At 41.0% G+C, this 22,289-nt stretch carries 14 protein-coding genes; 11 read left to right on the forward strand and 3 right to left on the reverse strand.

Translation table 11 applies throughout. The features are described 5' to 3' along the window. Nucleotides 1-15: 15 nt before the first annotated feature. Complete coding sequence (locus DDZ16_RS15440; RefSeq protein ID WP_109265390.1) at nucleotides 16-732, reverse strand: GntR family transcriptional regulator; 717 nt, start codon at nucleotides 730-732, stop codon at nucleotides 16-18. Between the two features lie 225 nt (nucleotides 733-957). On the opposite strand from DDZ16_RS15440, the gene DDZ16_RS15445 reads away from it, so the two are divergent. The 7 genes from DDZ16_RS15445 to DDZ16_RS15475 all read left to right on the forward strand — a co-directional run bounded on the left by DDZ16_RS15445 (nucleotide 958) and on the right by DDZ16_RS15475 (nucleotide 12,528). Beyond that, nucleotides 958-2,304, forward strand: a complete 1,347-nt coding sequence (locus DDZ16_RS15445) for a dihydrolipoamide acetyltransferase family protein (protein ID WP_109265391.1) — start codon at nucleotides 958-960, stop codon at nucleotides 2,302-2,304. 200 nt (nucleotides 2,305-2,504) lie between these two features. Further along, nucleotides 2,505-3,857 carry a dihydrolipoyl dehydrogenase gene (gene lpdA, locus DDZ16_RS15450; protein WP_109265392.1) on the forward strand — a complete coding sequence of 451 codons (1,353 nt, stop codon included), beginning with the start codon at nucleotides 2,505-2,507 and terminating at the stop codon, nucleotides 3,855-3,857. 75 nt (nucleotides 3,858-3,932) lie between these two features. Further along, nucleotides 3,933-6,401, forward strand: a complete 2,469-nt coding sequence (locus DDZ16_RS15455; RefSeq protein WP_109265393.1) for an alpha-ketoacid dehydrogenase subunit alpha/beta — start codon at nucleotides 3,933-3,935, stop codon at nucleotides 6,399-6,401. A gap of 162 nt (nucleotides 6,402-6,563) precedes the next feature. Further along, nucleotides 6,564-7,934, forward strand: a complete 1,371-nt coding sequence (locus tag DDZ16_RS15460) for a hypothetical protein (protein WP_109265394.1) — start codon at nucleotides 6,564-6,566, stop codon at nucleotides 7,932-7,934. Next, entirely contained in the window at nucleotides 7,927-9,069 is a 1,143-nt protein-coding gene (locus DDZ16_RS15465) for an SDR family NAD(P)-dependent oxidoreductase (protein WP_232526750.1), read from the forward strand. Before DDZ16_RS15460 ends, DDZ16_RS15465 begins: the two co-directional genes overlap by 8 nt. Before the next feature lie 23 nt (nucleotides 9,070-9,092). Continuing rightward, nucleotides 9,093-10,373: a zinc-binding dehydrogenase gene (locus DDZ16_RS15470; RefSeq protein ID WP_109265395.1), complete on the forward strand. Its 1,281-nt coding sequence runs from the start codon at nucleotides 9,093-9,095 to the stop codon at nucleotides 10,371-10,373. A 100-nt stretch (nucleotides 10,374-10,473) separates the two neighbouring features. Further along, nucleotides 10,474-12,528 (forward strand): transketolase family protein, encoded by a 2,055-nt coding sequence (locus tag DDZ16_RS15475; RefSeq protein ID WP_109265396.1) that lies wholly within the window; start codon nucleotides 10,474-10,476, stop codon nucleotides 12,526-12,528. Nucleotides 12,529-12,786: 258 nt separating this feature from the next. Here DDZ16_RS15475 and DDZ16_RS15480 read toward each other — a convergent pair whose 3' ends face one another. Both DDZ16_RS15480 and DDZ16_RS15485 read right to left on the reverse strand, forming a co-directional pair. Continuing rightward, nucleotides 12,787-17,226, reverse strand: coding sequence for a translocation/assembly module TamB domain-containing protein (locus DDZ16_RS15480; RefSeq protein WP_232526752.1), 4,440 nt, complete (start codon nucleotides 17,224-17,226; stop codon nucleotides 12,787-12,789). A 475-nt stretch (nucleotides 17,227-17,701) separates the two neighbouring features. Then, entirely contained in the window at nucleotides 17,702-17,941 is a 240-nt protein-coding gene (locus tag DDZ16_RS15485; protein ID WP_109265397.1) for a hypothetical protein, read from the reverse strand. Nucleotides 17,942-18,649: 708 nt separating this feature from the next. Here DDZ16_RS15485 and DDZ16_RS15490 point away from each other — a divergent pair. The 4 genes from DDZ16_RS15490 to DDZ16_RS15505 all read left to right on the forward strand — a co-directional run bounded on the left by DDZ16_RS15490 (nucleotide 18,650) and on the right by DDZ16_RS15505 (nucleotide 22,246). After that, nucleotides 18,650-19,075 carry an acetolactate synthase gene (locus tag DDZ16_RS15490; protein WP_109265398.1) on the forward strand — a complete coding sequence of 142 codons (426 nt, stop codon included), beginning with the start codon at nucleotides 18,650-18,652 and terminating at the stop codon, nucleotides 19,073-19,075. A gap of 8 nt (nucleotides 19,076-19,083) precedes the next feature. Then, on the forward strand, nucleotides 19,084-20,394 hold the full coding sequence (locus DDZ16_RS15495; RefSeq protein ID WP_109265399.1) for a phenylacetate--CoA ligase: 1,311 nt from the start codon (nucleotides 19,084-19,086) through the stop codon (nucleotides 20,392-20,394). 42 nt (nucleotides 20,395-20,436) lie between these two features. After that, nucleotides 20,437-21,765 (forward strand): aminotransferase class I/II-fold pyridoxal phosphate-dependent enzyme, encoded by a 1,329-nt coding sequence (locus DDZ16_RS15500; protein ID WP_109265400.1) that lies wholly within the window; start codon nucleotides 20,437-20,439, stop codon nucleotides 21,763-21,765. Between the two features lie 247 nt (nucleotides 21,766-22,012). Beyond that, entirely contained in the window at nucleotides 22,013-22,246 is a 234-nt protein-coding gene (locus tag DDZ16_RS15505) for a 4Fe-4S dicluster domain-containing protein (protein ID WP_109265401.1), read from the forward strand. Nucleotides 22,247-22,289 lie beyond the last annotated feature (43 nt).

Genomic DNA, 22,289 nt, shown 5'->3' on the forward strand with positions numbered 1-22,289 from the left:
TTTTTTGCAATAAAGCTAAAACACTCCATAGAGGGCATAATCCGAAGTATTGCAAAAAACCTGGCTGTAAATAAAAAAACCGTCTTTGCTGGTTTCAATTTTTCGATCCAGTTGGAGTATAGGATGTCCTTTGGGGACATTGAAAAATTTCTGCAGTTCCGGATTAGCAGTAATGGCCATTATTCGCTGTTCACCACCTGTTACGTTAATTTGATAGTTTACCCTTAGGGTGTCGAATAGTGATTTGTTCTCTAAGCTTCGATTAGTGAACCTGGGGAGGTTAATGTTTGGAATCATTGTAATGTCATAAAAAACTGGCTGTTCGTTCATGATCCTGAGACGCTCAAAATAAATGCATCCCACTTGTTTCTCAGACTCCCGCAGTGGGTAGCTAAAGGCATTTTCCCATTGACGAATCTGTGGCTTCACAATGATATGTGTTTTAAGATTTTCTTTTCCTACGGCAGAAGTCGTTCCTGAAAGCGATAGAATACCCACTCCCTTAGGTTGCCCCATTACGATGCTCCCTTTGCCTTGTTTCTTTTTAATATATCCTTCATGCATCAGTCTGTCGAGTGCTTTGCGGACGGTTGGGCGAGTAACATTGTGAATGGTACAGAGATCATTCTCGGAAGGAAGAAGATCACCTTCTTTATACATTCGATCATTGATATGTTTTCGCAAAGTTTCATAAACTTTTTTGTGTGATGGTAGCTTTTCCTCTGTTTTCATTTTTTAAGGTTATGTGATGTTATATTTTTCTTCAATGACCACCTAAAAATAGAAAATGGTTGGCATTTTCTGCTACAAAAAATGCTAAAAATTCATGAAGATGATAATACAAGTAACTTGTAAAGGTTGTTAAGTGGCATAAAAACAGTGTTTAAGCGAATTATTAAAAACAACTTGTATATACAAGAAGGTGTTGTTATGTTTGTAAACAAAATTTAAGTATTTATGGCTACACCTATAATTATGCCCAAGCAGGGGCAATCGGTCGAAAGTTGTATTATTACAGAATGGTACAAAAAGAAGGGGGATAAAGTTTCCCCCGGTGATACTTTGTTTTCTTACGAAACAGATAAAGCATCTTTTGAGGAAGAGGCAACTGTGGAGGGTACCTTGTTGGAAATATTTTTTAAGGATGGGGATGAAGTTCCTGTGCTTACCAATGTTGCAGTTGTTGGTGAAGAAGGTGAAGATGCCGGATCATTTGCACCGGATGGTAATGCGGAAGGTGCAGCATCTGAAGATTTTTCAAGTGAGGTACCGCCAAAAGAAGTTGAGGAAACAAAAGCAGAATCTAAAACAGACTCTGTTCCCCATAAATTAACTGGAGAATTAAGTGGGAAATCTTCAGGTATTAGCCCGCGTGCTCGAAACAGGGCTGAAAAGGAAGGTGTTTCTACAAAAGATATAAAAGGTTCAGGTCCTAAAGGACGTATTATTGACCGGGATGTATTGGCCGTTCAAAATTCCCGTCCGCCAATGACAGAGCTTGCTAAGCAGCAAATCAGGGAATCTGACGCGGAAGCTCCATCAATTGGAAGCGGACCCGGGGGCATTGTCACTTCAACAGATATGGGAGCAGCGAACCCAGTTTATGGAGATGATTTTGTGGATAAACCACTCTCAAATATGCGCAAACTCATTGCCAAATCGATGCATGCATCCTTGCAAAATTCTGCTCAATTGACACACCATCTCGGAGCCGATGCAAGAAATGTTTTGGCATTACGGAAAAAAGTCAAGAAGAAGCTCGAAAATGGGGAAGGCACAAATATTACCATTAATGACATGGTTTGCTTTGCTGTTATTAAAGCTTTGAAAAAATTCCCTCAGGTAAATGCTCAGTTTCATAACGACTCAATGCGTTTATTTAATCAGGTACACCTGGGATTAGCTGTTGATACAGAGCGCGGATTAATGGTGCCAACCATTAAAAATGCCAGTGATTTATCCATTGAAGGCCTTAGTAATCAATTTAAGGCGGTAGCAGCCAAATGCCATAAGGGTAATGTTGATCCGGAGCTTCTTGCACCACAAAGCGCTTCATTTACTGTTTCCAATCTTGGGAATTACGGAGTGGAAATGTTTACTCCGGTAATTAATCTTCCTCAGGTTGCTATACTTGGTGTGAATACCATTGTGCCACGTCCAAAAGATATGGGAGATGGTGTTTATGGTTTTGTGCCATACATGGGGTTAAGTCTTACCTATGATCACAGGGCCCTTGATGGCGGCGAAGCAACACGATTTCTTAAGCAAATTGCAAATGAAATAGAAACCCTTGAGATAGATTGATGGTGTGGGCAGAAGGCAGTAGAGTCAGTGGATAGTTTTTAGCGGTCCGGTCCAGGATCAATGGAAGAAAAAGTTGGAGATTGGAAAAGCTGGAAATAGGTCTAAAGGGCGCTTTAAGACATAAGGAAGAAACCTCTAATTTCTAACTTCAGCCTCTAATCTCTGTTATCTAATTATCTAATCTCTAATTATCTAAAAATATGTATCAGTTAGGAATAATAGGTGGAGGACCTGCCGGATATGTGGCTGCAGAAAGAGCCGGTCAAAAGGGCCTGAAGGTCGTCATTTTCGAGGCAAAAGATCTCGGAGGCGTCTGTCTTAATGAAGGATGTATTCCGACAAAATCTTTTTTGTACTCAGCCAAATTGTACGATCAGGCCAAAGGCGGTTCGAAATATGGAATTTTGAATGAGGGGGTCGGTTTTGATTACGATAAGATTTTAAAAAGGAAGAATAAGATTGTGAAAAAAATGGTGGGCAGTGTCGGTGCCAAAATGAAGCACAATCATGTGGATGTTGTAAAAGGCCAAGCCATTATTAAGGGTCGAAAGGACGGTGTAATAATGGTTGAATCCGGAGAAGATACTTATCAACTTGAGAATTTATTGATTTGTACAGGTTCAGAATCCGCCATCCCTCCCATTCCCGGATTATCATTGTCATCCGATTATCTTCTCACTAACCGGGAGGCGTTGCAACTCGACTCCCTGCCTGAATCGCTGACTGTAATAGGGGGAGGTGTCATCGGATTGGAATTTGCCAGTTTCTTTAACAGTATGGGGGTTTCTGTAACAGTCATTGAAATGCTGGATGAAATACTGATGGGTATGGATAAAGAGCTGAGTTCTGAACTTAGAAAACAATTTGAGAAAAAAGGCATCAACTTTCATCTTTCTTCAAAAGTGACAAAGGTTGATGGTGGTTTGGTGCATTTCGAATCAAATGGGGAGGTTCGCAGCATTAGTTCTGAAAAAATACTTGTAAGTACAGGACGCCGTCCGGTAGTTGAAGGTTTTGGATTGGAGAATTTGGGTGTTGAACTCTTCAAAGGGGGGATAAAAGTCAATGAGAAAATGGCCACTAATATTCCCAATGTTTATGCTGCCGGCGATGTTACAGGTTTTTCGTTGTTGGCACATACAGCCAGTCGAGAAGGAGAAGTTGTGGTGAATAATCTAACTGGTCGAAAAGACCATATGAGGTACAATGCCATTCCGGGGGTCGTTTATACCAATCCCGAATTTTCGGGGGTAGGGCTAACTGAAGAAGCTGCCAAAGCCAAAAAAATTGAATATGATGTGGTGAAGTTACCGATGGCCTATGCCGGTAGGTTTACCATTGAGAACGAGGGCGGATCCGGGTTTATTAAACTTCTTTTGGGTAAAAAATATAAGGAAGTGCTGGGCGTCCATATGCTCGGAAATCCTTCAAGTGAAATGATATACGGTGCTGTTATGGCCGTTGAAATGGAAATGACGCAAGAACAGCTTCAGGAGATTGTTTTTCCACATCCCACCGTTTCAGAAATATTTAAAGAGGCTTTGTTTGTATAGCAAAAGTCTTATCTGTCAAGTTTAATCTTTCTTACATCTTAATTGAAATCAAACGTAAGATAAAAATCAAATAATATGCCTAAGAGTCAATTTATAAATCCGGATGAAGCCCGGAAAAGCAGTCAATTGGAATTTAAACCGATTCCGGTAAATCAGTATAACAAGACTTTCGAAGAGGAGAAAGCGAATTTCTCAAAAGAGGATTTTTTGCGGATCTACCATGATATGGCTTTAATCCGTGAATTTGAGAATATGCTTAATCTCATAAAAACAACTGGTGGCTACAAAGGGGTTGAATACAATCATCCCGGGCCGGCTCACCTTTCTATGGGACAGGAAGCTGCAGCTGTAGGTATGGCTTACAATCTTGATGTTGACGATTTTATTTTCGGATCTCACCGTAGTCATGGTGAAATTTTAGCCAAAGGTCTTAGTGCTATTGAGAAACTGGACGAGAAGGAGTTGGAAAAAGTGATGACAGAGTTTTTCGATGGTATGACATTGAATGTCGTTAAAGACAACTTCAAAGGGAGCGTAAAGGATCTTGCCAAACGTTTTCTTGTATATGGAACATTGGCTGAGGTTTTTGCACGTGAAACCGGCTTTAACAAAGGTTTAGGGGGGAGTATGCATGCCTTCTTTACACCATTTGGTGTGTATCCCAACAATGCCATTGTAGGTGGGAGTGGTGATATTGCAGTAGGTGCCGCTTTGTATAAAAAAGTAAACCGTAAACCGGGCATGGTTGTGGCCAACATCGGCGATGCATCCATGGCTTGTGGCCCTGTGTGGGAAGGCCTTATGTTTTCTGCAATGGACCAGTTCCGTGAATTGTGGGAAGGTGATATGAAAGGTGGTTTGCCATTGATTATTAACGTGATGAATAATCAGTATGGAATGGGCGGCCAGACCTGCGGTGAGACTATGGGATATGGTGTCGCAGCCCGCGTTGGCGCAGGGGTTAATGCTGATCAGATGCACGCCGAGCGAGTGGACGGATATAATCCGCTGGCAGTGATTGATGCTTACAAAAGAAAAAAAGAAGTCCTTGATAAAAAACAGGGGCCGGTTCTCCTTGAAATACTGACCTATCGTTACAGTGGGCACTCTCCTTCTGACGCATCTTCCTACAGAGCTAAAGAAGAAATCGAGGCCTGGGAAAGCCAGGACAGTATCCGTGCTTTTAGAAAGCAGCTCATTGAAGGAGGTATAGCCAAAGAGGCAGAACTGGATGATATTATTGAAGAGATTGACAACCTGATATTTGAAATGTTCAAGCTTTCTATTGACGAAAAAGTATCTCCCCGAATGGATATGGCGAAACATCCGGAATTGATTGGAGAGATGATGTTCTCCGATGAGTCTTTGGATAAGATGGAAGACAGAGAGCCTGAAGTTTTAATGCCACTGGAGGAGAATCCAAGGGCTAAGCAGATTGCCAGAAAAGAACGCTACGCCTTTGACAAAAACGGGAAGCCCTTTTCCAAGATGAAGCAATACCAACTAAGAGATGGTTTGTTTGAGGCCATTGCTGACAGGTTCTATAAAGATCCCACGTTAATTGCTTTTGGGGAAGAAAATCGTGACTGGGGAGGTGCTTTTGCGGTTTACCGTGGCTTAACGGAAGCCTTGCCATATCATCGGTTGTTTAACTCTCCAATTGCTGAAGGTGCTATTGTAGGTGTTTCCATTGGTTATGCAATGTGCGGTGGACGCGTGATTCCTGAAATTATGTATTGTGATTTTCTGGGGCGAAGCGGGGACGAAGTATTTAATCAGTTGCCAAAATGGCAAGCCATGAGCGGCAATGTGTTGAAAATGCCAGTGGTATTGCGGGTATCTGTTGGGTCAAAATATGGTGCTCAACATTCGCAGGACTGGACTTCACTTGTGGCCCATATTCCAGGCTTAAAGGTTGTATTCCCGGCTACTCCTTATGATGCTAAAGGACTTATGAATTCCGCTTTACAAGGTACTGATCCGGTGATATTTTTTGAAAGTCAGCGTATTTATGATATTGGTGAACAGTTTCATGAAGAAGGGGTGCCCGAGGGATATTACGAAGTGCCATTGGGAGAGCCTGATGTGAAACGTGCAGGAAAAGATGTTACCATCTTGTCGATAGGTGCCACTCTTTATGTGGCACTAAAGGCTGCTGATGAACTTAAAGAGAAGTATGGAATGGAAGCTGAGGTTATTGATGCCCGTTCGCTTGTGCCGTTTAATTATGAACTTGTTCTTGAATCGGTAAAAAAGACCGGACGCATACTCCTTACAAGTGATGCCAACAGCAGAGGATCCTATCTTAATGAGTTGGCCCGTAATATTGGAGAACTGGCTTTTGACGATTTGGACGCACCTCCTGTTTTGGTGGGGTCAAGAAACTGGATTACTCCTGCTTTCGAATTGGAGGATTCATTCTTCCCCCAGCCGGGTTGGATTATTGATGCCATTCATGAGAAAATTGTTCCACTCGAAGGACATCTTGTTAAGAATAACTTCACAGACGCAGAACAGATAAGGAGAAGCAAGTCAGGTGTATAGAGTGATGATCAATGAATAGTATTTTTTTAATCAGCAGAAAATAGTAATGATAACGGATTTTTTGAAAAGGTTTTAACAGATGAGCTTTTTTAGAGTTTAGTTTTTTCATGCGTTGCCCGGTTTTAATGTATTAAAACACTGGTAACGCATGAATGCTTTTATATGTCAGGATTTTCAACTGTCTGGCAGCGCAGTTTGTTCTGTTTTTCAGAAAACGAAAACAAAAGCAGAACTTCTTCGAGTCGAATTAAACGTTTTCCTGCCATTTGTGCTTTTTCAGTGGATCAAAACAGAGAATATACCATGAAGTTTGTAGATTACTTTAAATCCTTTGACCCGAATCAGAGTGTTTCAAATCCCGGTGGGATCCCAAAAGTCAATAATCATTTGCATACGCCTCATTCATTTAGTGCTTTTGAGTCTGAAGAAGAGGTACTTGGTCAAGCTTCTGAAGAGGGGGTAAGTGTTGTGGGAGTGAATGATTTTTTTAGCTTCGACGCCTATCAAACCTGGTGTGATGAGTCATTTAGAAGGGGGCTTTTCCCATTGTTTAATATCGAGTTTATTGGCTTAAGCCCGGAAGACGAGGCAAACGGACACAAGGTGAATGATCCGGGCAATCCCGGTCGTGTTTATTTTAGCGGCAAAGGTTTGGCACATCCGGTTATTTTTTCTCAGGCAACGCTTACCAAATTAGATAATCTGCGGAAAGAGGGGAATGAATATGTCAGGGAGATGACCTCAAAAGTAAATAAGCTAATGGCTTCAAAAGGTTATAATCTCCGAATTGATTTTGATCAGATGAAGAAGGAATTGGCCCAAAACCTGGTTCGTGAGCGGCATTTGGCCCGGGCCATCCGATTGCTGGGAGAGCAGATTTTTAACCGGGATGAGGAGAAAATATCTTTCTTTTCCAAATTAATGGGGACAGAGGTATCCTCATCCCTGGATGATGAAGCCGGATTAGAGAATGAAATTCGCGGCTCATTGTTAAAAGCAGGGAAACCGGCTTATGTCCCGGAAAATCCTGAAGGATTTCCTGCCTGGGACACCATCCGCGAAATAATTCTCGACGCGGGAGGCATTCCTACTTACCCATTTTTGGCCGACGCAGTAAAAGGATATACTGATTTCGAAAGAGATAAGTCTCTTGTGGCTAAGAAGCTTAAGGAGAGAGGGGTCTGGTCGGTAGAGTTTATTCCCACCCGTAATGATCATGGGGTATTGAAGGAGTATGCCATGTTTTTACGTGACGAAGGGTTTGTTGTCAGTTTTGGAACAGAGCACAACAGTCCCGGAAAGCAGCCTGTAGAGGTGATGGCCAAAGGAGAGGTTCCCTTGGATGAAGAATTGCAGAAAATAAACTACGAAGGTGCCTGTATTATTGCCGCACACCAGTATTTACTGGCCAAAAACGGTAAAGGTGTTTTGAATGAAAAAGGAGAATTTAAACAGCAGGATCGCGCTTCTTTTTCTGATTTGGGGAACAAATTGATATTAAGTGTAATTAATAAAAAACAAAAAGATGATTGATTGGACAAATATTGTTCCGGCTATACGCATGCTGGCTTCCCGAAGTAGTTTGCTAACATGCCGTACTTTCATAAAAACCGAGAAAAATTCATTTGAGGGGATTGATGACCTGAAAGAATTAAACGAAAGCATAGATGAAAATTCCATCTTAGAGCTATCTGCTTCTGACTTGGATCACCCATCTCTTGTAAAGGCATTTGAATATTGGTTTAAAACTAATGAAAAGGCCCCTTCTGCCGTGTGGATTAAAGGCGAAGGTGTTATTGCCATTGAAAATGTCGCTAAAGAGAGTGAGCCAGAGTCTTTTGACCGTCGTATTGCCAATAGGATTGTTTTGGTAACAGGTGGTGCACAGGGATTTGGTGGGGGTATTGCCGAAGAGTTGTACCAAAAGGGGGCACATGTTGTTATTGCCGACATGAATGCTGAAGCAGGAAATATGATGGTGTCAGGCCTGAAGGCTAAAAAGCAATCCAATAAAGCCTTTTTTGTGGAAGTAAATGTCTCAGATCCCGCTTCAGTAGAAAGAATGGTGGAAAAGATTGTTCTTGAATCTGGAGGATTGGATGTGTTGATTAGTAATGCCGGAATTCTTCGTGCCGGAGGATTGGATGAAATGGAGCCGGAGACCTTTGAGTTAATGACAAAAGTTAATTACATGGGCTATTTCTATTGTGCCAAATATGCATCCAAAATCATGAAGATACAGTCTTCTGTTGACAACGGCCATTTTATGGATCTTATTCAGATAAACTCTAAATCAGGACTCAAGGGAAGCAACAAAAACTTCGCTTACGCAGGAGGGAAATTTGGTGGAATTGGTCTGACTCAATCGTTCGCATTGGAACTCATGCCAAACAATATTAAAGTTAATTCCATTTGCCCCGGAAACTTCTTTGACGGACCATTATGGAGTGATCCGGAGAAAGGTTTGTTTGTACAATACCTGAAAGCCGGAAAAGTTCCTGGTGCTAAATCAGTAGCTGATGTCAAAGCCCATTATGAGAATCAGGTTCCGGCCGGCAGGGGCTGCCAGGTTTCAGATCTTGTTAAAGCAGTTCTGTATGTGGTGGAGCAGGAATATGAAACCGGACAAGCTGTGCCGGTAACAGGTGGTCAGGAGATGTTAAAATAGATTTCAATCTCAAAAACAAAAACATGAAAACAAGAGCAGTCAGATTATACGGAAAGAAAGAATTAAGGCTTGAAGAATTTGAACTTCCTGCCATAAAAGAAGATGAAATACTGGCAAAAGTTGTGTGCGATAGTATATGCATGTCATCTTACAAAGCTGCCAATCAGGGAACCGACCATAAGCGAATTCCTGATAATGTAAAAGAACAACCCATTATTATTGGACACGAATTTGCCGGTGAAATAGTGGAAGTTGGCAAAAAGTGGGAAAAACAGTTTTCAGTGGGTAAGAAATTCTCTATTCAACCAGCCCTTAATTATGAAGATGGTCCGGTTGGGGTTTTGAGTGCACCCGGGTATTCGTACCAGTTTATTGGCGGTGATGCTACTTATGTAATTATTCCGGCCGAGGTTATGGAATTGGGATGTTTGCTTACTTACGAAGGTGAGGGGTTTTATCCGGCATCACTGTCTGAGCCGTTGTCTTGTGTTATTGGAGCCATGCATGCCAATTATCATACCAAGCCAGGATCTTACATTCATGAAATGGAGATTGTGGATGGTGGGAAGATGGCCATTCTTGCCGGTGTTGGGCCGATGGGACTTGCTGCCATAAATTATGTGCTGAATCGTTCCGATCGTAAACCATCTCTTCTGGTGGTTACCGATATTGATCAGACCAGGCTTGATCGTGCGGCTTGCCTGTATAGTGTAGAATTTGCCAAAAGTCAGGGAATTGATCTCAGGTATGTGAATACCGCCGAAATGTCTGATCCTGTTGCCGGGTTAAGAGATGTTTCCGGTGGAACAGGCTTCAATGATGTGTTCGTATTTGCCCCTGTTGCTCCAGTAGTAGAGCAGGCAGATGGAATCCTGGCTTTTGATGGTTGTCTGAATTTCTTTGCCGGCCCATCTGATCCCGATTTTAAGGCTACATTGAACTTCTATAATGTTCACTATGCTTTTACTCATATTGTGGGAACCAGTGGTGGTAATACCGATGATATGAAGGAGGCACTCCAGGTAATGAGCAATGGATTGGATCCGGCAGGATTGGTTACTCATATCGGAGGAATCAATGCTGTAATTGATACCACACTTGACCTGCCCAATATCCCCGGAGGAAAGAAATTGATATATAATCATCTTGAGATGCCATTAACAGCCATTAAAGATTTTTCTTCACTGGAAGATAAGAATCCTGTCTATGGTAAACTGGCTGAGATATGTGATAAGAATTCCGGCTTGTGGAGTGTGGAAGCAGAAAAGCTGTTGTTGGATAATGCCGATAAATTGACCTATTAAGCCCGATTCAAAACAGGGTGTTACTCTCTTGAATGGTGTCTAAAGAATAGGCCCTTTTTATTGATAATGAGATGTTAATCATTTAATAACAATACAAATAATGAAGACAATACATCAAAAAGCAGCAGATAATATTCGAATTTTATCTGCCGCCATGGTTGAAAAAGCCAAATCAGGGCATCCGGGGGGCGCAATGGGTGGTGCTGATTTTATAAATATTCTTTTTAGTGAATTTTTAAATTATGCTCCTGATAATCCTCATTGGATTCACAGGGATCGTTTTTTTCTTGACCCCGGACACATGTCCCCAATGCTTTATAGTGTGCTGGCATTGAGTGGTTATTTTTCCATGGAGGATTTACAACAATTCAGACAGTGGGGCAGTCCCACCCCGGGCCATCCGGAGGTGGATGTGACACGTGGTATTGAAAATACATCCGGTCCCCTGGGCCAGGGACATGCCATGGCATTGGGAGCTGCTATCACAGAAAGATTCCTTGTTGAAAGGTTTGGTGAATGGATGGCTCATAAAACCTACGCATTTATCTCTGACGGCGGTATTCAGGAAGAAGTCTCGCAGGGTGTGGGTCGAATTGCCGGAAATCTGGGGTTGAGCAACCTGATAATGTTTTATGACTCAAATGATATTCAGCTTTCTACAAAAGTTGATGCGGTTACCAATGAAGATACTGCTCTCAAGTATAAAGCCTGGGGCTGGGAAGTGATTTCGATTGACGGAAATGACGAGAATGAAATACGTTCAGCCCTGAGAAAGGCGCAAAACATTGAAGATAAACCAATCCTTATTATTGGAAAGACCAAGATGGGGAAAGGATGCCTAACCGCTAAAAATGAGTCTTTTGAAGGGCAATGTTCGACTCATGGACAACCCTTGTCGGCTGCCGGAGTTGATTTTGCCAAAACGATAGAAAATCTTGGGGGGAACCCGGAAAATCTTTTTACCATATTCCCTGAGGTTGAAGAACTTTATGCCGAACGCAAAGAGAAACTGAACTCTTACGTTCAGAAGCGCATTTCAGAAGAAAAAGCGTGGGCAGCTGAATTTCCCGAACTGTCAGAGAAACTTGCTTCCTTCTTTTCAGGAAAAACCCGGGATTTTGATTTTTCAAAAATTGACCAGAAAGAAAATCAGGCAACACGTGCCGCATCATCTGCAGTATTGGGGGCCATGGCAGGGGAAATTGAAAACCTTATTGTTTCATCCGCCGATCTTTCTAATTCAGATAAAACTGATGGTTTCCTGAAAAAGTCCAAAGCATTTACAAAAGGTGATTTTTCAGGTGGTTTCCTGCAGGCAGGAGTAAGCGAACTTACAATGGCTTGTATTATGAATGGCATGGCTCTTCACGGTGGAGTTATTCCTGTTTGTGGTACTTTTTTCGTTTTTTCAGACTATATGAAACCTGCTGTCAGGCTTTCTGCGCTTATGGAGCTGCCTGTTGTTTATTTGTGGACACACGATGCTTTCCGTGTCGGAGAAGATGGTCCCACGCACCAACCGGTTGAGCACGAGGCCCAAATACGGCTGATGGAGAAACTGGAAAACCATGAAGGTGAAAACTCAATGGTGGTTTTAAGGCCGGCCGATAGCGCCGAGACCAATGTTGCGTGGGAGATGGCCATAAAAAACACTTCCACCCCCACCGGATTGATTTTGTCCAGACAGAATATTACTGATTTGCCCGGAAACAGGGTTGAAGAGGCCTTGCAGGCAAGAAAAGGGGGCTACGTTGTCAAAGATTCAAACGGTTCTCCAGATATTGTATTGTTGGCAAGTGGCTCAGAAGTGTCCACTCTAGTTGAAGGTGCAGCGATGCTGGAGAAAGAAGGGGTTGCTGTACGTGTGGTATCCATCCCTTCGGAAGGCGTATTTAGAAGTCAGAAACGTTCTTATCAGCGTTTGATACTACCTCCGGATGTGCCAAGGTTTGGTTTGACGGCCGGATTGCCTGTCACACTTGAAGGATTGGTCGGTGAAAATGGAAAGGTTTGGGGACTTTCAAAATTTGGATTCTCAGCTCCTTATAAGGTGCTGGATCAGAAATTTGGTTTTACTGCCGAAAATGTATTTAATCAGGTGCAGTCTTTATTGAAGGAAAGAGTTGAGTCTGTAGCTTCAGAAAAAGAGGGATGAGGGGAACAAGGATGAGAGCTTTGTCCAGAACAAGGGATAGTTAATCTTTTGTTGATTAGCCATTTTCATAAATGCAAGTGCAAAGAAATTTGAGTAATTGTGAAATAACCTTGCATTTAAGTGCTTGTGGGTATGATTTAAAGATTTAATAGTTAGTTGAATATGCGTTTTTCAGCAAACCCTGAATAAAGGAGGCTGTCTTGATCTTTACGGTGGAGACAGCCTCTATTTCTTTGGGGGGTAAATACCGAAAACTGACTACTGATCACTTTTCTTTTTTCCGGTAATCGCCATCCAGTACTTTTTAAACAGATCTGTGATTTTATCAAACTCCTCTTTGAAAGAGATCCCAATACCCTGTGTTGTTGGAGAGGTTTCATATATGATATCATCATTAGACCGGGTGTAAGCTTTGGCCCTAATGGTACCACTTGGATTAAGTTTTACATCCATATCAAAGTCGCCCACCATCTTACTTGTATTGGTTTGATATTTTCCATAGCCCACGTTGCCATTGATGGTAACCCTGTTGTTAAACATCTGAGTTGACAGGGCAACTTCAATTTCTTCACTTGAGATGTTGTCTTCAGGCCGGTAACTAACACCCACATCTACATCGCTGCTGATGTTGGATAACCATCGGCTTAGTTGGTTGGAAAGCATTTCAGTGGTGGTTACCAGAGCGGCATTGTTGGTCTGCATGCCCTGATCACCCCCCATTCTAAGGTAGTCGGGGGTGTAAAAACGGTTAAGTACCAACAGCGATAAAACCTGGCGGTTCATCTCATCTTCCGAGGAAATGAAATCCAGCATGTAACTTTCCCGGCTTTCGGTAAGGGTAGGAGCTTCAATCCCAAATCTGATGCCGGGCTTTTCCAGTGGCCCATTTAGCATAAGATTGCAATTAATGGGGATGCGTCGTTGAATGTCATTCTGACCACCCATTGAGTTGTATTCTGCCATCGGTCCTACCAGATCAGCCAGTGAGGCTTTCAGTTTATATACTGCTGTCAGGTCAATTCTTGCCTTATAGGGATCACCCTGCCACGACACAGTTCCACCTTTATTGATGTCAAATTTTTTGTTAACAAGGTTTTGAAGGGAAAAAAGGTATTCTCCGCGGTCAATAATATAATCCCCAAAGAAGCTGATGTTTCCCTGTCTGTCAATTTGAATCTGGATATTCCCACCACCGGTGGCACTTAATAAATCGCCAAGAGCGGAATCGAATATGATTTCTATTTTGGCTTGTGGGGTGACATCTATTTCCATATTCAGCTCAAGCCCTGAAAGGTCGACTTTGTATTCATTGTCCTTTTCTGCTTCATTGCTGTTGAAGAGTGGGTTTCCGGTATCTTTAGACGTGAAACGGATGAAATTACTTTGCACAGCCTCTTCAGTATCCTCCATAGGGATGAAAAAGCGTGTGCTATTAAGGGTTTCTCCACTGATGTTGAGTTCCACGTTTTTTGCAACACCCGTAATACCCATTTCTCCATTTCCGTATACTGTTCCATAATAGAACGGGTTATCTTTCTGTCGGGTATCTAGGACAAGCATTTCTTTCACATCCAGTTGAAGGTTGTACACCATATTTGCAAATCCCTCATGGAAAATAGAGCCCCTGAATGTTCCGGTTTTGTTGTGTCGGTCCTTTATTGTCAGGTCTTTAAATCTTATTTCGTAGGGATAAAACCATACCGAATCTGTTATTTCGTAGCTCGTTTGAAGCAAATCAACATCAAAACGTCCTTGGTCGACATTCACTTTGCCTGTGAGATGAGGTTGATCAAGAGAACCTGTTATATAAAGTTTGCCGGATGTTGAGGCATCGAAATCCTGAAGAATATGTCCAATGAATGTATCTAAAAAAGAAATGTTGAAACTGTCAAGGTTCAATTCCAGATCAACATTGTTTTGTAAAGGATCAATGTAACCGTTGCCCTCAAGTGGCTTGTGGTTGCCATCCATTAAGGATGTATTTACTGCCAGAGCCTCTTTTTTTGTATCCCATCTGGAACCAAGTGTGAAGAAACCTGCCGTGTCGCCGTCAAAACTGAATTGGTCTACTGAAAAATTAGCGGACCATAACGGAGTTCGGTAGTAATCTTTTAACTCTATGCTGCCATCTGCAATTCCCCCAATCTGATGTCTGGATTCACTCTCTTTTCCAAAAAACTGCGCCAGGTCAATATTGTCCATTTCCAACCTTATTCCATCCATTGATTCCCGGTGCAGAAAACCATTAACGGCAAGTCTTTGCTGTTTGTTGGAGATTTCCAGCCCCTGGATGCTGAACGAACTGGGAGTGAACAGAGCTTTCGCCTCACTGATTTCCCAGATGGAATCTTGTAAAATAACGGTGGATGGTAGTAAGTGGGTAGAAGAATAGAATTTATCTCCCTTTTCTCGTCTGAAAGCTGTTGAAGTATAAAGAGCACCACTGTTGGTTACACTTCCCCAGTTGTTCCAGAATACGTTCATGTTTAAGGTATCTCTTCCTGCTTTTTGATGAACAGAAAAATTGTAAAGTGACATGGTGTTGGCACGGTCAATTTTTCCCGCCCGTGCAATAATGTTCATGTCAGAACCACTTTTTGTGTTGGCATGAAATTCAATGTCACGCGCCGAAATATTCTTGTAACTGATGCTGTCAAACTCAGCTTTAATGTCCACAATTTGCTTTTCGGAATCAATCTGGCCTTTTAAATGACCATTATAAGCCATTCTGAGATCCGGATAAATGATCTTCAAAGCCCTGTCGAAACCTTTAAAGGAGAAATTGAAGTTAAATTGGTTGACAGGCAGTTTTTTTCCTGGTCTTTGATGGGCCAGTGATGGTAAAAAATGGGCTACCATATCCAGAAAAGACTGTCGGAATTTGTTGAAATTGTACTGTCCTTTTATTTCACCTTCTATAAAGTCCGAATTTAATATGATTTTTTTTGCATCTCCTTCTTCAAAAGCTTTTAGCGAAAGTGTGTCAATGGTCAGAGATGTTTGTGGCGTGAAGATCAGCCCGTCATGAATGCCAATGTCTCCTGAGAGGTTGTCCAGATTGCTCCCTTCAAAATTGGCACCAAGAGACATAGTGATTACGCCATCTTTTAATTTGGGAATCAGGTTTAGTCGGTCGGGCATAATGTTTTCAAGATCTGCCGTGAATTTGAAAACAGGTTTTTTTCCAGAAGCATCTACTTCTCCATCAAATCTTAAGGTTCCGTATGGATCTTTAATGTCCACAGAACCATCAAATTTTTGGTGTGTAAACAAACCGTTTAAATCAATATCCTGATACAGGTGTTTTTTCCACTCCAGTTCGCGAATTTTACCATCCAGGTGAGCGGAATAGTTGGTCTCGGTCTTCCATTGACCTTTTACCTGCACATTCATGGTTAGGTGACCGGTGTTGTTCTCTTCCGGGAATGCTTCTCCTAACTGGAAGTTTTGAGTATTAAGGGTTCCGCTAAAAGAAAAGCCGTTGCGCTCTGAGTATTTCATTCCAAGATCGGTCTTCAGAATTCCCAGTTCTGTATTGAAATCTCCAAAAGCAACCAGATCACTTGTAAACCCGGTTAAATTTCCTGAATAATGAATGATTCCCAGTTTTTTTATGGCATCCGGCAAGGGGGCGCCATTTTCGTTATTTTCGCCTAAAATACGCTGGATATCTGTTGCCGTGGTCTGCAGTTTCTCAACCTTCATGAAAATAAACATTTCCTTGAAGTCTGACAGGTCTGTCAGGTCAAAAGAAGTACGCATTCTGGTGTATCGTCCCAGAGATATCAAAATATCCCGGCCTTTCAGATTCTTGAGAGACCCTGAAATATCTCCGGACAGCCCCAGTGGTTTGTCCAGCTTGGGGATATTGTGGAATAATAAAGCTGCTTCTCTGGGAGCAATTAGTATTTGCTCAATACTTGCTTTGAACCTTCGTTCCGGATCATTACCCTTTTCCCTGGGATTGACCGGAATATCCAATTGGTTTATGCTTATTTCGGAGGCGTCGGTACGGATGAAGAAATCATTAATTGAAATCTTTTCTCTGCGAATTTTGCCTTTTGTTCCGGCACTCTTTATCGTCAGGCCGCTTTGCTCTTTCAGAGATAGCTGATTAACATGGAAATCCAATGAGTCATTTACTCCTGAAGTCCGGGATATACTCAGGTTCAATTCTGAAAATGCAAGCGAATCTCTTTTGAAAGAGGAATTCTTTAAAATGGAGTTTTTTAAAATGAGTTGACCGTTTTTTATCTCAAATCCTCTTACTGAATAGTGCCATTTGGATGTATCGGATTTGTTATTACCAATCGAATCGATCAGAAAGCTGAAATTCATGCCATCTTCATACTCTAAAAGTTTAACTTTAGGGTTTTCCATTGTTACACGACCAATGTAAAAGTGCCTCTTAAAGAAGGAAAAATAATCGATTTCGGAATGAACTGTTGGTGAGAACAGCAGTGTGTCATTATTTAGGTCACGTACCAGAAATTCTTTTATGTCAATCCCGGAGAATGGCAATGCCTGAACTCTGCCAATTGATATCTCTGTGTTGAAATCCTTACTCAGTCGCTCGGTGAGTTTATGGACAATATGAGTTTGGATGCCCGGTAACATGAGTATTACCGACACAAAAAATGGAATCCCTACCAATACTGCAAGGATGATGAGTAATATTTTGTTGTTGTTCTTAATCAATACTCCGTTGAATTTTTACAATACATTCGTAATCAAATGTTTGTAGGTGTATTTTGGTTTAGGGTGATAAGCAGGTTTTCAGGGTTATACGATAAATTTTTATCTCATATCTTGCCTGCCTGCAGGAAATCTAACGATCTATTTTAATAGCTATTGGGCTTTTTTGCCTGTTTAAAATACATTCGAATAAATCTAACTCGGGAAAAGGTGAGGTTTCTTAGGCTAGAACCGGTTTTCAGATGTTTTATTATTCTTTTTTTTAGCAAACATTTTCATTGATTGAACACCGTTACAAAACTTTATTCAGAAAAATTCAGGCTAAATACGGGTGGCTGATCCTGGTATGTTGCAAAAATAATGCAAACTACCGATGTTTTCTAAAAATAATGATGATTGTATGTGTTTATTTTATTAAAAGAAACCAGTGCAAAAACGGAGGCATAAAAAACCCCGGCAAAACCGGGGTGAAAAAATGTTATCGATGTATCTCGTTTAAAAAATCCTTAATTAGCGGATCGGCTTTTCTAATATCCGATCCGTTGACAAAGAGATTTACATTAGCGGGAGGTGTACCTCTCAATCCTTCCGGTTCTTTATCTTCTATTTCATCTCTGATTTTGGAAGGAATGCTATGTTCTTCAAGTTTTTTTCTTAGGTTTTTTGCTTCTTGCTCTGTTCCTGAAAATACTTTTACTGAATGTTCATTGGATTCCATAATGAATTAATTTTTGTGTTTTTTACTTTACAATACTCCGTTAATCTTTTGCAATGTACCGAAAAACAGCTGTTTACATTTTAAAAAAATGGTTTATTAATAATAGTCCGTTATCCCGATGGTTCGGGATTGCAATAAGCTTTAAATCAATTGTTTACAGGTCAATAGTTTTCCTGAGCTAACATTCGGATTATCAATTTGTTATGATTTATCTTAAATCTAATATCTATCCCGAAGCATCGGGACTAACGATCTATTGATTAAGGTTTATAATCTCAATACAGTTTTTCATATGTCTTAATTTGTCCAGATTTAACGATCTGTTTTTATTTATTTTAAGATAAAAAAAAGACCGGGCTTTTGCAAGTCTCAGAGGGGTATATTTTTGTTAAACTAGTGTTAAGTCAAGCATAGTCTGACGAGCCAAGCCTTGCTCTTTCTACCTTGTGCTTCTCAAAAAAAAGACTCACGTAGCTTCGGCTATGCTTACTTTTTTGTTGATTTGCACAAGGTGAAAAATAGCGGCAGCTAACCCGAAATTCTACACTTGACTTGACACTAGGATTGGAGTTCGGTCAATATTTTGTATTGTGGGTTAAGGTTTTGCCGTACTTCAGGCAAAATGCTGACAAAAGTTTCCTCTTGTTTAGAATGGATAGTTGTTAAAATTTTGTAATTTTCAACTTCGATATCTTAAAAATCAATTATATGATAATAAATCAATTATCTGTTTTTCTGGAAAATCGCTCCGGAAGAATGCATGAAGTCTTTGATATTTTGGGTAATGTCAATATTAATGTTTCAGCATGCAGTCTGGCTGATACTTCTGAGTTCGGAATTCTCAGGATGATCGTATCTGATCCTGGAGAAGCCAGGAGGATCCTGAAAGAAAATCAGTTTTCTGTTAATGTGAGTGAGGTGATTTCGTTTGCCACTCCCAATACCCCGGGGGCATTGTCTAAAACATTGAAAATACTCTCCGAGGCTCAAATTGGGATTGACTATTTGTATGGGTTCTCTCCGGGAGATAAATCTTTTATAGTGCTTAAAACAGATAATGTACAGAAAACGATTGACGAGTTTCAGAAACATGAAATGGAATTGATTTCGGCCAGTGAGTTATATAAATTCTAAATTTTACTATGAAAACATCGATTTGGAACAGACATTTTGAAACCATGTCCCGCGATCAAATGAAGCAGATTCAGAGTGAAAGGTTGAGGGAAACGGTGGACCGGGTGTATTATAATGTTCCGTATTATCGGGCAAAAATGCAGGAGGCTGGTGTGGGACCTGAATATATCAAATCTGCAGATGATCTTAAACTGCTTCCTTTTACCACAAAGCAGGATCTGCGCGATAATTATCCTTTTGGTTTGTTTGCTCTCCCCATGAGTGAGATAATCAGGCTTCATGCATCTTCAGGAACTACCGGACGTCCGACGGTTGTAGGGTATTCCCGACGTGACATTGCAGTTTGGTCTGAGGTTATGGCCCGTACCTTAACAGGTGCCGGTGTGGGAAAAGACGATTTTATTCAGATAGCCTATGGATATGGCCTTTTTACAGGTGGTTTGGGCTTGCATTATGGAGGTGAAAAAGTTGGGGCCTCTGTAATTCCCATTTCGGGGGGTAATACCAAACGTCAGTTGCAATTGATGCATGATTTTGGGAGCACGGTTTTGGCATGTACCCCTTCTTATGCATCTTACCTTGCAGAGGCCATCGACGAAAGCTCTTTGGACAGGGAAGATCTAAAATTGAAAGTCGGTATCTTCGGGGCAGAGCCGTGGACTGATAATATGAGATTCGAGATTGAGAAAAAGCTTCAGATAAAAGCATTTGATATTTACGGGTTAAGTGAAATTATCGGCCCGGGGGTGTCTTTTGATTGTGAATATCAGTGCGGATTACATATTAATGAGGATCATTTTATTCCCGAAATAATTGACCCGGATACATTGGATGTTTTGCCGGAGGGTGAACTGGGTGAATTGGTGTTTTCAACAGTAACAAAAGAGGGACTTCCAATAATCAGATACCGGACGCGGGATCTTACACGCCTCCATTATGATACTTGTAAGTGTGGAAGAACCCTGGTGAGAATGGAGAAATGTACCGGAAGGAGTGATGATATGCTGATCATTCGCGGTGTTAATCTTTTCCCTTCTCAGATAGAAAGTGTTTTGCTTGAAATGGATGAAACTACTCCGCATTATCTGTTGGTAGTGGAACGCATAAACAATCTGGATACCCTTGAGCTGCATGTGGAAGTTGAGGACCGGTTTTATCAGGATAAAATCAGTGAACTCCAAAATCTGGGTAAAAAAATTAAAAACCAGATCGAGAGCACTATTGGGTTGTCGGTCAACGTGAAACTGGTTGAGCCTAAAACCATTGAGCGGAGCGAAGGAAAGGCCACCCGCGTTATTGATAAAAGAAAAATGGGATAGTAATATTTTCTGTTTCGCAGCAAAATTTGAAAAGAAAGCAAAATGTCAAACAATAGTCCATTTCCCATTGGGAAAGAAGTTGTGCAAAACTTAAAAGAGGAGTTGGGAATTAGAAACCTGGCTTTTTGTACCATCCGCCAAATCGTTCAACTGGCCAACCGTTTGGAAGAAATGTGCGGAAAACCCTTCATTCGTACCGAGATGGGGGTTCCCGGGTTAAATACCCCGGACACCGGAGTTAAGGCTGAGATTGAAGCTCTTACCAGAGGAGTCTCTTCAGTTTATCCTCCCATTGAAGGAGTGAAAGTACTTAAAGATGAGCTTTCACGGTTTGCCAAACTTTTTCTTGATCTTGAAATTAATCCGGGATGCTGCATACCTACGGTGGGCTCAATGCAGGCATCTTTTGTGACTTTTATGGTGGCCAATAAGCGCGAAAAAGAGAAAGATACAACCTTGTTTATTGATCCCGGATTTCCGGTTCACAAACGTCAGATTCTTATACAGGGAATGAAGTATGAGAGTTTTGATATTTATAATTATCGTGGTGAAAAACTCAGGGAGAAATTAGAATCATATCTGAAGAAGAGAAACATCAGTACATTTTTGTATTCCAACCCCAATAATCCTGCATGGATATGTTTTACCGATACCGAATTGAAAATAATCGGCGATCTTGCCAATAAATACGATGTCATTGTAATGGAGGATCTGGCTTATTTCGGAATGGATTTCAGGGAAGATTACGGTATTTCGGGAAAGCCCCCCTATCAGCCTACGGTTGGGAAATATACTGACAATTATGTGCTTCTGTTTTCCAGTTCAAAAATTTTTAGTTATGCCGGTCAGCGGATTGGAAGTCTTTTGATTTCAAATGCACTGTTTGAAAAACGTTTTCCTCATCTCGGCGATACTTTCAATTGTGATAAATTCGGGAGTGCCATCCTTCAGGATGCCATTTATGCTTCCACTGCAGGAACTGCACATTCTCCTCAGACAGGTTTTGCAGCTTTGCTGAAAGAAGTCAATGACGGAAGTTTCGATTTTCGTTCTTATGTGAAAGAATATGGTGAAAGAGCAGGGGTGATGAAAAGTCTTTTTCTCAAAAATGGCTTTAAAATTGTTTACGATAAAGATGAGGAGAAAGATTTGGCAGACGGTTTTTATTTTACAATCAGTTACCCGGGACTTTCAGGTGAGCAGTTGTTGGGAGAGCTGTTGCGCTTTGGCATCAGTGCCATAACTCTGGATACAACGGGAAGCTCCCGCAATGAGGGTCTGAGAATTTGCGTATCTCATACATCCATGGATCAAATGGAGGAATTTGGCCAACGACTCGCACTTTTTCAGTCAGAAGTTTATAATGAATAAACCTATAACCTGAAATTTTAAAAAAATAAGGAAAGATTATATATTTGGAAGTAGAAAAGTGTATTTTTTTCTTAAAATATAGAATGTATATAAACAACTGAGATAAGTGCCTGATTTTTCAAAAGCTTACAAATTGTAATTCTCTTTATTCTCTTTGTTTATAGGAAATAATGACGGGTGTCATAAGGTTGAATTACAATTTTTATCTAAATTCGTAATGCTTTAAAAAAAGATAAACAATTTCATTATGGCAAAAATGATAGGATTAATTGAGGTGGACATTGAGACCTGTAAAGGATGTTCACTTTGTGTCGAGGCTTGCCCGACCAGTGTAATTGAATTGGCAGAAGAGGTGAATGGGAAAGGGTATAATTATGCTTATATGGAAAATCCTGATGCCTGTATCGGATGTGCAAACTGTTCTATGGTTTGTCCGGATAGCTGTATTACAGTATATCGAAAAAAAGTAGAAATGGTCTGATGATTTTCTCTCAGCTAAGAGAAAATCTGAACTTAGAAACTAT

The sequence above is a fragment of the Marinilabilia rubra genome (genome assembly GCF_003121985.1).
In the GTDB taxonomy this organism is placed as follows: domain Bacteria; phylum Bacteroidota; class Bacteroidia; order Bacteroidales; family Marinilabiliaceae; genus Marinilabilia; species Marinilabilia rubra.

Excerpts from the sequence above, each read along its gene's own strand:
- DDZ16_RS15495 (WP_109265399.1), top strand. The coding sequence starts at position 19,084 with ATGAAAACATCGATTTGGAACAGACATTTTGAAACCATGTCCCGCGAT.
- DDZ16_RS15460 (WP_109265394.1), top strand. The coding sequence starts at position 6,564 with ATGTCAGGATTTTCAACTGTCTGGCAGCGCAGTTTGTTCTGTTTTTCA.
- DDZ16_RS15500 (WP_109265400.1), top strand. The coding sequence starts at position 20,437 with ATGTCAAACAATAGTCCATTTCCCATTGGGAAAGAAGTTGTGCAAAAC.
- DDZ16_RS15505 (WP_109265401.1), top strand. The coding sequence starts at position 22,013 with ATGGCAAAAATGATAGGATTAATTGAGGTGGACATTGAGACCTGTAAA.
- lpdA (WP_109265392.1), top strand. The coding sequence starts at position 2,505 with ATGTATCAGTTAGGAATAATAGGTGGAGGACCTGCCGGATATGTGGCT.
- DDZ16_RS15470 (WP_109265395.1), top strand. The coding sequence starts at position 9,093 with ATGAAAACAAGAGCAGTCAGATTATACGGAAAGAAAGAATTAAGGCTT.
- DDZ16_RS15445 (WP_109265391.1), top strand. The coding sequence starts at position 958 with ATGGCTACACCTATAATTATGCCCAAGCAGGGGCAATCGGTCGAAAGT.
- DDZ16_RS15465 (WP_232526750.1), top strand. The coding sequence starts at position 7,927 with ATGATTGATTGGACAAATATTGTTCCGGCTATACGCATGCTGGCTTCC.
- DDZ16_RS15485 (WP_109265397.1), bottom strand. The coding sequence starts at position 17,941 with ATGGAATCCAATGAACATTCAGTAAAAGTATTTTCAGGAACAGAGCAA.
- DDZ16_RS15475 (WP_109265396.1), top strand. The coding sequence starts at position 10,474 with ATGAAGACAATACATCAAAAAGCAGCAGATAATATTCGAATTTTATCT.
- DDZ16_RS15440 (WP_109265390.1), bottom strand. The coding sequence starts at position 732 with ATGAAAACAGAGGAAAAGCTACCATCACACAAAAAAGTTTATGAAACT.
- DDZ16_RS15455 (WP_109265393.1), top strand. The coding sequence starts at position 3,933 with ATGCCTAAGAGTCAATTTATAAATCCGGATGAAGCCCGGAAAAGCAGT.
- DDZ16_RS15490 (WP_109265398.1), top strand. The coding sequence starts at position 18,650 with ATGATAATAAATCAATTATCTGTTTTTCTGGAAAATCGCTCCGGAAGA.